Origin of the sequence: Streptomyces sp. NPDC053474 (assembly GCF_044544845.1) — a bacterium.
Taxonomy (GTDB): domain Bacteria; phylum Actinomycetota; class Actinomycetes; order Streptomycetales; family Streptomycetaceae; genus Streptomyces.
The window spans coordinates 239,086-251,202 of sequence record NZ_JBITXV010000003.1 but is presented as its reverse complement, the minus strand read 5'-3'; the positions used below and the strand labels follow the sequence as shown (position 1 = coordinate 251,202).

The 12,117-nt window shown below is 73.8% G+C and carries 11 protein-coding genes; 5 read left to right on the top strand and 6 right to left on the bottom strand.

Annotation, left to right across the window (positions count from 1 at the left end; all coding sequences use genetic code 11):
* Positions 1-89 precede the first annotated feature (89 nt).
* The 5 genes from ACIG3E_RS07915 to ACIG3E_RS07895 form a co-directional block, all read right to left on the bottom strand.
* Positions 90-1,442 carry a glycosyltransferase family 2 protein gene (locus ACIG3E_RS07915; protein WP_399612633.1) on the bottom strand — a complete coding sequence of 451 codons (1,353 nt, stop codon included), beginning with the start codon at positions 1,440-1,442 and terminating at the stop codon, positions 90-92.
* Between the two features lie 38 nt (positions 1,443-1,480).
* Positions 1,481-2,623: a non-hydrolyzing UDP-N-acetylglucosamine 2-epimerase gene (gene wecB / locus ACIG3E_RS07910; RefSeq protein ID WP_399612631.1), complete on the bottom strand. Its 1,143-nt coding sequence runs from the start codon at positions 2,621-2,623 to the stop codon at positions 1,481-1,483.
* A gap of 326 nt (positions 2,624-2,949) precedes the next feature.
* Complete coding sequence (locus ACIG3E_RS07905; protein ID WP_399612628.1) at positions 2,950-3,666, bottom strand: response regulator transcription factor; 717 nt, start codon at positions 3,664-3,666, stop codon at positions 2,950-2,952.
* Positions 3,624-4,787 carry an ATP-binding protein gene (locus ACIG3E_RS07900; RefSeq protein WP_399612625.1) on the bottom strand — a complete coding sequence of 388 codons (1,164 nt, stop codon included), beginning with the start codon at positions 4,785-4,787 and terminating at the stop codon, positions 3,624-3,626. Before ACIG3E_RS07900 ends, ACIG3E_RS07905 begins: the two co-directional genes overlap by 43 nt.
* A 9-nt stretch (positions 4,788-4,796) precedes the next feature.
* Positions 4,797-5,417: a hypothetical protein gene (locus ACIG3E_RS07895; RefSeq protein ID WP_399612622.1), complete on the bottom strand. Its 621-nt coding sequence runs from the start codon at positions 5,415-5,417 to the stop codon at positions 4,797-4,799.
* 183 nt (positions 5,418-5,600) lie between these two features.
* Between ACIG3E_RS07895 and ACIG3E_RS07890 the strand changes: the two genes are divergently transcribed.
* Complete coding sequence (locus ACIG3E_RS07890) at positions 5,601-6,770, top strand: sensor histidine kinase (RefSeq protein ID WP_399612619.1); 1,170 nt, start codon at positions 5,601-5,603, stop codon at positions 6,768-6,770.
* Between the two features lie 96 nt (positions 6,771-6,866).
* Here the strand turns inward: ACIG3E_RS07890 and ACIG3E_RS07885 are convergent, their stop codons facing one another.
* Positions 6,867-7,874 (bottom strand): rod shape-determining protein, encoded by a 1,008-nt coding sequence (locus tag ACIG3E_RS07885; protein ID WP_278194157.1) that lies wholly within the window; start codon positions 7,872-7,874, stop codon positions 6,867-6,869.
* Between the two features lie 210 nt (positions 7,875-8,084).
* On the opposite strand from ACIG3E_RS07885, the gene ACIG3E_RS07880 reads away from it, so the two are divergent.
* From ACIG3E_RS07880 to ACIG3E_RS07865, 4 genes are all read left to right on the top strand, one after another.
* Positions 8,085-9,620 carry a bifunctional folylpolyglutamate synthase/dihydrofolate synthase gene (locus ACIG3E_RS07880; protein ID WP_399612616.1) on the top strand — a complete coding sequence of 512 codons (1,536 nt, stop codon included), beginning with the start codon at positions 8,085-8,087 and terminating at the stop codon, positions 9,618-9,620.
* Positions 9,621-9,625: 5 nt separating this feature from the next.
* On the top strand, positions 9,626-9,982 hold the full coding sequence (locus tag ACIG3E_RS07875) for a DUF4233 domain-containing protein (RefSeq protein WP_242718040.1): 357 nt from the start codon (positions 9,626-9,628) through the stop codon (positions 9,980-9,982).
* A 264-nt stretch (positions 9,983-10,246) separates the two neighbouring features.
* Positions 10,247-10,660, top strand: a complete 414-nt coding sequence (gene ndk, locus ACIG3E_RS07870; RefSeq protein ID WP_242718038.1) for a nucleoside-diphosphate kinase — start codon at positions 10,247-10,249, stop codon at positions 10,658-10,660.
* 297 nt (positions 10,661-10,957) lie between these two features.
* Positions 10,958-11,977, top strand: a complete 1,020-nt coding sequence (locus ACIG3E_RS07865; protein WP_030362602.1) for a rod shape-determining protein — start codon at positions 10,958-10,960, stop codon at positions 11,975-11,977.
* The last annotated feature ends 140 nt before the right edge of the window (positions 11,978-12,117 follow it).

The window sequence follows — 12,117 nt, the reverse complement described above, 5'->3', positions numbered from 1 at the left end:
CCCGCGCCCCAAAGGGGCGCGGGGCTCTGTCGATTTGCGGCTCCGCCGCGTGGGCGCGACCAGCCACAACGGACCCGCAGACGAAGTACTTACGCCTCCGTCGCCACCGGCCCCGTCCCCACGGCTTCCGCGTTGCGCCGTGTCTTCGCCCAGCCATTGCGCCCCCGCAGCAACCGCAGGAAGCCCCGCGCCGACACGACGAACACGTGGTACGCGTACACCCACAGGGCGAGCCCCCACAGCAGGCCGGTGAGCCGGGAGCGGTCGGGCGCGTAGTCACGGCGGTAGAGCGGACCCCAGGCCACGAACGGCAGCACCGACAGGGCGCACAGGCCCAGGATCAGCGGCCAGGCGCCGAGGAACGCGTCACGCATCGAGCCGCCCACGACGACGCTGCCGAGCAGCAGCAGGCTGAGGACGAGCGTCGCGACGTGCGCGAGGGGCTGCATGAACGTGTACAGGGTCTCCAGGACGCCGCGGCCCGAGTAGTGGCGCGAGGCGACGATGCGCGGCGCGTACCGCACGCACTGGAGGTTGCCCTGCGCCCAGCGGGTGCGCTGGGTGAGGAAGCGGCGCAGGCGCGGCAGGCCCTCCTGCGAGACGTAGGTGTCGGCGATGTGCGCGATCCGGTAGCCGCCCAGGATCATGTGCAGGCCCAGCTCGTAGTCCTCCAGGAGGGCGTCGCGCTGCCAGGGGCGGCGCTCGGCGGCGGCGATGTGGTCCAGGGCGGTGAGCCGGGTGAACTGGCCGTTGCCGCCCAGGCCCACGGAGCCGGTGCGGCCGCGCAGGAGCTGCATGCCCGCGTTGGACACGGCGAACTCCATGTCCTGCATGCGCACCAGGAGCCGCGCCACGGCGTTGGCGAGGCGCCCGCGCTCGGGCAGCGGCGGCCGCTCCTCGTCGACGTTGCGCATCCGCACGCTGACCTGTACGCCGCCCACCTCGGGGTCGGCGAACCCAGCCGGGCCGCTGACCCGGGCGAGCGCGTCCGGGGCGAGCCGCCCGTCGGCGTCCACGACGCACACGACGACCAGGGCCCTGTCGGTGTCCTCGGGCAGGAAGGCGTTCAGCGCCGCGTACGCGGAGTTGAGGGCCGCGCCCTTGCCGACGCGGGCGTCGGGGCGGCGGCGCGAGACCAGGTGCACCCGGGCGTCGTCCGCCGCGAGCGCGGTGACGACGGCCGCGGTGGTGTCCTCGCTGTCGTCGTCGACGACCCAGACGTGCGCGGCGGGGAAGTCGGCCCGCAGCTGCGCGACGGTCGTGCCGATGACGGTCTCCTCGTCGCGGCACGGCACGAAGAAGTGCCAGCTGAAGGGCGCGGAGTCGCCCTCGGGCACCTCGGGTCGGCGGACGTAGGCGTGGCGGGCGCCTGCCCAGTACAGCAGGAAGCAGGCGAGCAGGAGGAACGGCAGGGCGTAGAGCAGGACGTGGGAGCTGGGCATGGGGTCCTCGTGCGGGTGGGGGACGGGGGAGGAGCCGGTCAGGCGGCGGCGGGGAGCTCGCGCTCGGCGCCCGCGGCGAGGGCGCCGAGGAGGACGGCGATCCGCTGCGAGGCGAGGCCGTCGCCGAACGGGGACGGCAGCCCGGCGAGGTGCCGCAGGCCGTCCTGGCCCTCCGCGAGGCGGCGGCGCGCCGCGCGGCCGATCTCCCGGCCCGGCGGGACGAGCTCGGCGAACCCGGCGTCCATGGCCTCGGGCCGCTCCGTGGACCGGCGTACGACCACGAGGGGACGGCCGAGGACGGTGGTCTCCTCCTGGATGCCGCCCGAGTCGGACACGATGACGGCGGCGTGCCGGGCGAGGCCGAGGAACTCGCCGTAGCCGAGGGGCGCCAGCTCGGTGAGCGGTGCGAGCAGGTGGGTGAGCCCGGCCGCCTCGATCCGGGCGCGGGTGCGCGGGTGGACGGCGAACAGGACCGGCAGTTCCTCGGCGAGGGCGGCCAGCTCGCGCAGGATGGCGGCGAGCGCGGCGGGGTCGTCGGTGTTCTCCGGGCGGTGGGCGGTGGCGAGGACGTAGTGGTCGGCGCGCACGCCGTGCGCGGCGAGCAGCGCGGCGCGCTCGTCGGCGGTGGGCAGGTGCTCCTGGACGGCCTCGACGACGGTGTTGCCGGTGACGGTGATCCGCCCGGCCGGGACCCCTTCGGCGCGCAGCAGGTCGCGGTTGTCCTCGGTGGCCGCGCAGAGCACGTCCGCGAGCTGGTCGATGACGACGCGGTTGTGCTCCTCGGGCATCGCCCGGTCGTGGCTGCGCAGGCCCGCCTCGACGTGGACGAGCGGCAGCGAGCGGGCGTTCGCGGCGAGCGCTCCGGCCAGGGCGGCGTTGGTGTCGCCCTGCACCACCACGGCCAGCGGCGGCTCCGCGGCGAACAGGGTGTCGAGCTGGGCCAGGGCCGCGGAGATCTGCACGGCGCGGGGCTTGCCGCCGACGCCGTCGAGCAGGGTGGGCTCGGGCAGGCCCAGCTCGGTCAGGAACCGGCCGGAGAGCGCGGCGTCGTAGTGCTGGCCGGTGTGCACGAGGTGCGCTGCCGGGCCGAGGACGCGGACCAGGTGGGCGATCTTGACGAGCTCGGGGCGGGTGCCGATGACGATCGCGACCGAGCGGGGCGGGAGGGCGGGGGCGTGCAACGGGGCTCCTGGCGGGTGGGGCTTGGCGGTACGCAGGAGCTTGTGGGGCGTGGGTTGCGGGGGTGGCTCGCGTTCGGTTGCCCAACGGTTGCGGTGCCTGCGGCCGCGCGTGTTCGGGGCCAAGGCCCTGGCCCACCGGCCCCGCCCGACCGGGACTTAGGTCCTGGGGGCTCCGCCCCCAGACCCCCGCTCCTCAAACGCCGGAGGGGCTGAAAGATCCAGCCCGTCCGGCGTTTGAGGACGAGGCGCGGAGCGCCGAAAAACGGGGGTACGGGGGCGGAGCCCCCGGAATCGGGAAGGGGCGGGTCTGGGGCGCCCCGCGAGGGTCAGGCCTCGCCCCGGTAGCGATAGCCAAGCCCCCGCACCGACTCCAAGGGGTCGCCCCCCTCACCCACCGCGAGCTTGCGCCGCAGCCGAAGCACCGCGAACTTCACCCGCTCCCGCCCGCCCCCGCCGGGATCGTCCCAGACGAGGTCGAGGAGCTGCTCGATGGTGACGACCCGCCCCCGGTTGCGGACGAGGACCTCAAGGAGCCGGTACTCGATCGCGCTCAGCCGCGTCTCGTGGCCCTGCCACACAGCCGACCGCCGCTCGGGCACGAGCCGCAGGCCCGCCTCGACGTAGTCGCCCCGCCACTGCTCGGGGTTGGAGCGCCGCAGGAGCGCCTCCACGCGCGCGAGCAGCTCGACGTGGTCGAAGGGCTTGCACAGGTAGTCGTCGGCGCCGGAGCGCAGGCCGCGGACGCGCTCGGCGGGGCTCGTGCGGCCGGACAGGATGAGGACGGGCAGGTCGGTGAGGTCGCGGGTGCGGTCCAGGACCTCCCAGCCGTCGAGGCCGGGCAGGACCAGGTCGAGCACCATGAGCGCGGGCCGCTGGGCGAAGAGGAGCTTGAGCGCGGCCTGCCCGTCGTCGGCGGTGACGACGTCGTACCCGGCGCGGGTGAACAGGACCCGCAGGGCGAGCCCCAGGTCGGGGTCGTCCTCGACGAGCAGCAGCCGGGTCATGCCGGTCCGGTCCCGGGCGGGCCGCCGAGCGGCAGCCACACCTCCACGCTGGTGCCGTGCCCCTCGTCGCTGTGGACGGCGACGGTGCCGGAGTGCAGCCGTACGGCGTCGCGTACGACGCTCAGGCCGAGGCCGGTGCCCGGGTAGCCGCCGCGCCGGGCGTTCGGGGCGCGGACGAACTCGGTGAAGACCTCCTCCTGGAACTCCTTGGGGATGCCGATGCCGCTGTCGGCGACGGTGATGCGCCAGCCGGGCGGCGCGGGCGGCTCGGTGGCGCCGGGCCCGTCGCACGGCCGGGCGGTCACGGTGACGGTGCCCCCGGCGGGGGTGAACTTCACGGCGTTGTCGAGCAGCGAGGTCAGTGCCCGCTCCAGCTGGTCGGCGTCGCCGGTCAGCGGGGGCGGCTCGCCGCCGGGCAGGTCGAGGGCCACGAAGACGCCGTCGCGGGTGGCCCACGGGGTGATGTCGTGCACCAGGCGGTTCAGCAGGCGGCCCGGGTGGAGCGGGGCGAAGGACGGCGGGGCGCCGCTCGCGGCCTCCGCGTACCGGTGCAGGAGCCCGTCGGCCATGTCCTGCATGCGGGTGGCGGCCCGCCGGATCGTGTCCAGGTACGCGCGCTGGGCCTCGTCGAGGGCGCCGCCCGCGGGGTCGCTGAGGAGTTCGCAGAAGGTGAGCACGGTGGCCAGCGGGGTGCGCAGCTCGTGCGAGGTGCGGGCGGCGAACTCGGCGCGGTCGCGGGCAAGGTCGCCGAGCGTGTCGATGTGCCGGTGCAGGTCGGCCTCGTAGCGGCGCTGCTCGGTGACGTCCTCGACGAGCCACAGGACGCCCAGGTGCCGCTCGCCCGCGTCGATGGGCTGGCGGCTGCGGCGCAGCGTGCGCCCGTCGCGCAGGCGGAGCTCGGCCTTGCGGACGAACTGGCCGCGCAGGGCGGGCAGCGCGGCGGCGTCCTGCTCCGTGAGCTGCCGCACCACGGCGTCCGCGATGGGGTCGACGGGCGCGCCCGTCGAGGTGTCGACGCCGTGCAGGCCGAAGACCTCCGTGAACTGGGGGTTGGCCGCCACGACCCGGCCGTCGTCGCCGACGAGCAGCGCCCCCATCGGGATGGCCCGCAGCACGGCCGCGGAGAACGGGGCGTGCAGGCCCCGGGGCTCCGTCGTCATGCGCGGGGCCTAACCCGCGGGCTCGGCCACGGGCGGGCCCAGCGGTTCGGGGCCCGGCGCCGGGGCGAGGCCGAGGCGCTCCAGCTCGGCGTCCGCGAGCGCGTCCAGGGTCCGCGGGTCGGCGGTGCGCCAGCCCTCGGCGAGGCTGCCGGGGGTCGCGTCCGGCAGGGTGGCGGCGGTCGCGGCCACCTCGTCGAGGGGGCGGAGCAGCGCGCGCAGGGCGAGCAGCTCGCGCCCGTTGGCGAAGGCGCCGAGTTCGCGGGCGGCGGCGGCCTGCCGCACCCAGCGCACCCGGCGCGGCAGCCAGAGCGCGAGGACGAGGCCGATGGGCAGCAGGAACAGGCCCGCGGCGGCCACGGCGAGCGCGGCGCGCAGCGTCACCGGGTCGACGTCGTCGACGAAGCCCACCACCGAGCGCAGCGCGGCGCCCACGTCGTCGCCGACCAGGGGCAGGCGCGCGGCGGGGGACCGCGACGAGGCGAGGCCCGAGTCGGGGCCGGGGTGGCCGAGCAGCACGGCGAGCCGGTAGGCGACGAGGGCGGCGCCGGTCCACAGCGCGGTCCACACCACGACGGCCGCGTCCCCGGCGAGCTGACGGGCCCTGCGACCCGGGTTCTGGGCATACCACATGGTCCGATTGGAACGCCGGTCCGCGCGGGGGCGGGGCCGCCGCGCCGGGGAGTACACCCGTTGTCGTACGAGGACGACGCCCGGCTCCGGCGCGTGCCGTGCGGTACGTCACTCCGCCGGGCGGGCGCGCGGGCCGGAAGTCCGATGTGTCGGGTCGAAAGCCTCAGCGATGATGGAGGGGATATGCACGACCGGCCCGCCGCTGTCACGGCGCTCAGCCAGGCGGTGGCCGCGGGCCGTCGCCTCGCTCGGCGTTGCATGCGTGAACCTCGTGTACTGGATCTCCTCACGGCGGGCTCCTGCCTCGCCCTGATGGCCCTTGACGTGCCGGGCCTGGCCGCGGCCGACAATTCGCTGACCGGGGTCACGGCCGCGCTCGTCCTCACGGCGGGCGCGGCGACACTGCTGCTGCGGCAGGTCGCGCCCTGGGTGCCGTACCTGGTGGCGCTGGTGCTCCTCGGCTGGCTGCACGAGCTGACCCTGGCGCAGTTCGCCCTGTACTCGCTGGCCCGCTACCGGGGCCGCCTGGCGGGGGCCGTGGGCGTGATCGGCTATGTGTCCTTCGCGTACGTGATGTTCAATCTGCCCGGCTGGCCGGTGCACAGGGGCGACACGCTCAGCGAGTTCCTCAGCCTCGTCGTGCCGATCGGGGCGCTCGCCGCGGGCGTCGGCGTCGCCGCCAACCGGCAGGACCTGGTCCGCGCGCTCCAGGCCCAGCGGGCCGAGACACAGACGCTTCAGGCGGTGCAGCGGGAGCGGGCGCGCATCGCGCGCGACGTGCATGACTTCGTCGGCCGCGAGCTCACGCTGCTCAGCGTCCGGTCCCAGGTGCTCGCGCGGCGCGCGGCGGGCGGCCCGCACGCCGACGGCTTCGAGGAGCTCTCCGAGACCGCGCGCTCCGCGCACCGCATGCTGAACGAGATCATCGTCCAGCGCGGCGTCGACGGCCGCCCCACGCCCGGTGTGGAGGCCCTCCCGGAGCTGGTCCGGCGCAGCGCCCTCGCGGGCAGCCCCGTCGACCTCCACGTCGACGCCGCGGCCCACCGCCTCTCGCCCCTGCGCCAGGCGGCCGTGCACCGGGTGGTGCAGGAGTGCCTCACGAACGCGGCGAAGTACGCGCCCGGGGAGGTCGTGGAGGTCCGCGTCACCGTGCGCGAAGGCCGCCTGCGGGTCCGCGTCAGCAACCCGATGCCCGCCGGGGAGCCCGACGGGCCTGAGGCGCCGGTGTCCGCGGGGACGGGGACGGCCGGGATGGGCGAGCGCGTCTGGACCCTGGGCGGCACGTTCTTCGCGGGCCCGCGCGACGGCGCCTACGAGGTCGAGGCCGACCTCCCTGCCGACGAACCGGCTTGAACCGGCCCCGGCCGGGTGGCCGGGGTGAAACGGGTGGGTGGGTGGGAGAAACCCGCCGCGGTAGCGGCGGGGCGGCTTCCCGGCCCGGCCCGAGGGCTACGCCGCAGACATCACGCGCTCAAGCCCGTCGAAGTCCTCCACACACTTCCCGCACCCCAGCGCCACGCTGTCCAGCGGATCGTCGGCCGCGAAGACGGGAATCCCCGTCGCGGAGGCGAGCCGCAGATCGAGGCCGGGCAGCAGTGCCCCGCCCCCGGTGAGGACGATGCCGTGCTCCATGACGTCCCCGGACAGCTCCGGCGGACACTCCTCCAGGGTGGCCCGCACCGCCGCGATGATCGCCTCCACGGGCTCGTCGAGAGCGGCCCGCACCTCCCGCACGGTCAGCTCCACCGTCTTGGGCAGACCGCCCACCTTCTCGCGGCCCCGCACGGTGAAGGTGCGGTCCTCGAAGGAGTCCTCGCCGGGCACCGGCCACGCCGAGCCGATCCCGACCTTGATGTCCTCGGCGGTGCGCTCGCCGATGAGGAGGGCGTGCTCCTTGCGGACGTAGTCGGTGATCGCGGTGTCGAGGCGGTCGCCGCCGACGCGCAGGGACTGGGCGGTGACGATGCCGCCCAGGGAGATCACGGCGACCTCGGTGGTGCCGCCGCCGATGTCGACGACCATGGAGCCGCGCGGCTCCGCCACGGGGAGCCCCGCGCCGATCGCCGCCGCCATCGGCTCCTCGACCAGGTGCACGGCCCGCGCCCCGGCCCGCTGCGCGGCGTGCACGATGGCGCGCCGCTCGACAGGCGTGACGCCGCTGGGCACGCACACCACCATGCGCGTGCGCGGGCGGCGCCCCGGGACGGCCTTGCGCACGAAGTGCCGGATCATCTCCTCGGCCGCCTCGAAGTCGCTGATCACGCCGTCCTTGAGGGGGCGGATGGCCGTGATGGAGCCGGGCGTGCGGCCGATGGTCTCCTTGGCCTCCGTCCCGACGGCGAGCGCGGCGCGCGCGCCCTCCTTGACGGCGACCACGGACGGTTCGTTGAGCACGATGCCCTGACCGCGGACGTACAGAAGCGTGTTGGCGGTGCCGAGGTCGATCCCTATGTCCATGATCGCCAAGTTTGCCGGGCCCATGCGGGTGACGGAGGGACCAAGGTCCCGAATCGGACAGGCCCAAAGTCCCGACCCGGGGCGGAGGCGGCCCGCGCGGCCTCTGTGGGCGGCCGCCCCGGGCCGGTCGGGCGCGGGGGAGCGGGGTCCGGGGCGGGCGGGGCCCCGCCCGCCCGGCCGCTGTCGGTGGGTCTCCGTAGACTGGCGTACGTGAGTGACCTCCCTCCGAACGACAGCCCGCGCGACGACGAGAGCGGCCCGGCCGACTCCTTCGACCAGTTCGACGACATCGTCGCCGCCGAGACCGAGCGCGACCCCGACCTCGCCGTGATCGAGGCGGGCAGCCGCACCCTGCGCACCCAGGGCGGCCCGCCGCAGGGCGACGTCCCGGCCCGCCCCGCCGACCCCGAGGTGGACAGGGCGCTGCGCGAGGTCGAGAGGGAGCTCGCGGCCCGCTGGCCCGAGACCAAGCTGGACCCGTCGCTGCGGCGCATCGCCCTGCTGATGGACGTCCTGGGCGAGCCCCAGCGCGCGTACCCCTCGATCCACATCACGGGGACGAACGGCAAGACCTCCACGGCCCGCATGGTCGAGGCCCTCCTCGGCGCCTTCGAGCTGCGCACCGGGCGGTACACGTCCCCGCACGTGCAGTCGATCACGGAGCGCATCAGCCTGGACGGCGCCCCCATCGACCCCGAGCGCTTCATCGAGGCGTATCAGGACATCAAGCCGTACGTGGACCTCGTCGACGCCAAGGAGGAGCACCGCCTGTCCTTCTTCGAGGTGCTCACGGGCATGGCGTACGCGGCCTTCGCCGACGCCCCGGTCGACGTCGCCGTCGTCGAGGTCGGCATGGGCGGCACCTGGGACGCGACGAACGTGATCGACGGCGCCGTCGCCGTCGTCACCCCCATCGACCTGGACCACACCGACCGGCTCGGCACCACGCCCGCCCAGATCGCCGTCGAGAAGTCCGGCATCGTCAAGCAGGACGCGACGGTCATCCTGGCCCAGCAGCCGGTGGACGCCGCGCAGGTGCTCCTGAAGAAGGCCGTCGAGGTGGACGCGACGGTCGCCCGCGAGGGCCTGGAGTTCGGCCTCGTCGGCCGCCAGGTCGCCGTCGGCGGGCAGCTGCTCACGCTGCGCGGCCTCGGCGGGGAGTACGAGGAGGTGTTCCTGCCGCTGCACGGCGAGCACCAGGCGCACAACGCGGCGGTGGCGCTCGCCGCCGTCGAGGCGTTCTTCGGCGTCGGCGCCCAGCGCGTGGAGCCCCTGGACATCGAGACGGTCCGCAAGGCCTTCGCCTCGGTGGCGTCCCCGGGCCGCCTCGAAGTCGTCCGCCGCTCGCCCACGGTCGTCCTCGACGCCGCGCACAACCCGGCGGGGGCCCGTGCCGCCGCCGCGTCCATCAGCGAGGTCTTCGACTTCAGCAGGCTGATCGGCGTCCTCGGCGTGAGCGACGGGAAGAACGCGCGCGGCATGCTGGAGGCCTTCGAGCCGATCTTCGCCGAGGTCGTCGTCACGCAGAACTCCAGCGACCGCGCGCTCGGCGCCGACGAGCTCGCGGCCATCGCCGTCGAGGTCTTCGGCGACGACCGGGTCCAGGTCGAGCCGCGCCTGGACGACGCCTTGGAGGCGGCGATCACCCTCGCCGAGGAGGAGGGCGAGTTCGCGGGCGGCGGCGTCCTGGTCACCGGCTCCGTCATCACCGTGGGCGAGGCCCGACTGCTCCTGGGGAGGGGCTGACCGCTGTGCGTACGCTCTGTTCTTCGACCCTCATCGGCGAGTTCCTCGTCATCGGCTTCGCCGGTCTGGTCGCCATGAAGGACCCGGACCTGGAGACGAGCACGGTCTGGACGGTGTGCGGCGTCGCGATGGCCCTGTCCGTCCTGCTGTGCGGCATGGTCACCCGGCCGGGTGGGGTCCAGCTCGGCTGGGCCCTCCAGGTCGCGCTGATCGCGAGCGGATTCGTGGTGCCGATCATGTTCTTCATGGGGGCGATGTTCGCCGCGCTGTGGTGGGCTTCCGTGCACTTCGGTCAGAAGATCGACGAGGCCAAGGCGCGGTTCGCTGCGCTGGCTGAGCAGGGGGAGGCCTCCGGGGGCTGACCCGGCCTTCGCCCCCGGGCCCTGTGCCGTGCGTCGCGCTGCGCGCTCGTCCTCAAGCGCCGGACGGGCTTTCTTCGGCCTTCGGCCTCGTCCTCAAGCGCCGGACGGGCTTTATCGCCGCCGCGGCGGTCGCTTTCCCGGGAATCCGACCTGCCGGAGTGGCTCGATATCGCGCTCACCCGATGGCCACCCTCCGTAGTGCCCCCGGTATCGTGCGGAATCCATCCCATGTGATCGTGAAAACACCTCTTGGAGCCGCACACCATGAGCCAGCGCACGCTCGTCCTTCTCAAGCCCGACACCGTCCGCCGGGGGCTGATCGGAGAGATCATCGGCCGAATCGAGCGCAAGGCGGGCTGGACCATCTCCGCGCTGGAGCTGCGCACCCTGGACCAGGACACGCTGGAGGCGCACTACGGCGAGCACAAGGGCAAGCCGTTCTACGAGCCGCTGGTCGCGTTCATGGCCTCCGGCCCGGTGGTCGCCCTCGTCATCGAGGGTGAGCGCGTGATCGAGGGAATGCGCCAGCTCGCGGGCCCGACCGACCCGATCGCCGCCGCGCCCGGCTCCATCCGCGGGGACTTCGGCAGCATCGTCCGGGAGAACCTCGTGCACGCCTCCGACTCCGAGGAGTCCGCCGAGCGCGAGCTCAAGATCTTCTTTCCGGGCCTCGTCTGAGGTTCCGGGTTCTGACATGTAGTCAGTGCGATCGCTCCAGCGACCAGGGACGGCCGAAGGGATTCGGCCGTCTTTTGGCATATGCGCCCCGATTGGGGGAACCCGTGCCTCGGATGGCACGTCTCCAAGAGCGGGGCGGCTCATCATCTGCTGACAATGGCGGAGACCCTCGCGCCGTGCGCGTGCGGGCGAGACTACGATGGAAGCCTCCACGCCACACAGCACCCACCTCGCCTACCTAACAAGCCATCACACGCTCCACTAGGGAAGGCCAGACGCATCCTCATGGGGAACAACATGTCGTTCATCGGCCGTGACATGGCTGTCGACCTCGGGACCGCCAACACGCTGGTGTACGTCAGGGGTCGGGGGATCGTACTCAACGAGCCGTCCGTCGTCGCGATCAACACCAACACCGGCGGCATCCTCGCGGTCGGAGCGGAAGCGAAGAAGATGATCGGGCGCACGCCCGGCAACATCGTCGCGGTGCGTCCGCTGAAGGACGGCGTCATCGCCGACTTCGAGATCACCGAGCGGATGCTCCGCTACTTCATTCTGAAGATCCACAAGCGTCGCTATCTGGCCCGCCCGCGCGTCGTCGTCTGTGTGCCCTCCGGCATCACCGGGGTCGAGCGCCGCGCCGTCATCGAGGCCTCCTCGCAGGCGGGTGCCCGCCAGGTGCACATCATCGAGGAGCCCATGGCCGCGGCCATCGGCTCCGGCCTCCCGGTCCACGAGGCCACCGGCAACATGGTGGTGGACATCGGCGGCGGCACCACCGAGGTCGCCGTCATCTCCCTCGGCGGAATCGTCACGGCACAGTCCATCCGCGTCGCGGGCGACGAGCTGGACAACGCGATCATCCAGCACATCAAGAAGGAGTACTCCCTCCTCCTCGGTGAGCGCACGGCCGAACAGATCAAGATCACCATCGGTTCCGCGTACGACATGGACGCCGACGAGCACACCGAGATCCGCGGCCGCGACCTGGTCTCCGGCCTGCCCAAGACCGTGGTGATCTCCGCGGCCGAGGTCCGCAAGGCGATCGAGGAGCCCGTCAACGCCATCGTCGACGCGGTCAAGACCACGCTCGACAAGTGCCCGCCCGAGCTGTCCGGCGACGTCATGGACCGCGGCATCGTCCTGACCGGCGGCGGCGCGCTCCTGCGCGGCCTCGACGAGCGGCTGCGCCGCGAGACGGGCATGCCGATCCACATCGCCGAGGACCCGCTGGACAGCGTGGCGCTCGGCTCCGGCAAGTGCGTCGAGGAGTTCGAGGCGCTCCAGCAGGTGCTCGACGCCCAGCCCCGCCGCTGACCCGTAGGGGACGACGTCCCGCCGCGTGACACCAGGCGCCCGGTCACTACAGTGGCCGGGCGGCCGCGTCCGCTGACCGGACGTCACGACCCGCACACGACCTGACGTGAAAAGGTCCGCCGTACGAGTGCCTGCCGCCT

Coding starts and splice junctions, on each gene's coding strand:
- ACIG3E_RS07895 (WP_399612622.1), bottom strand. CDS start 5,417: ATGTGGTATGCCCAGAACCCGGGTCGCAGGGCCCGTCAGCTCGCCGGG.
- ACIG3E_RS07885 (WP_278194157.1), bottom strand. CDS start 7,874: ATGGACATAGGGATCGACCTCGGCACCGCCAACACGCTTCTGTACGTC.
- ACIG3E_RS07865 (WP_030362602.1), top strand. CDS start 10,958: ATGTCGTTCATCGGCCGTGACATGGCTGTCGACCTCGGGACCGCCAAC.
- ACIG3E_RS07915 (WP_399612633.1), bottom strand. CDS start 1,442: ATGCCCAGCTCCCACGTCCTGCTCTACGCCCTGCCGTTCCTCCTGCTC.
- ACIG3E_RS07890 (WP_399612619.1), top strand. CDS start 5,601: ATGCACGACCGGCCCGCCGCTGTCACGGCGCTCAGCCAGGCGGTGGCC.
- ndk (WP_242718038.1), top strand. CDS start 10,247: ATGAGCCAGCGCACGCTCGTCCTTCTCAAGCCCGACACCGTCCGCCGG.
- ACIG3E_RS07900 (WP_399612625.1), bottom strand. CDS start 4,787: ATGACGACGGAGCCCCGGGGCCTGCACGCCCCGTTCTCCGCGGCCGTG.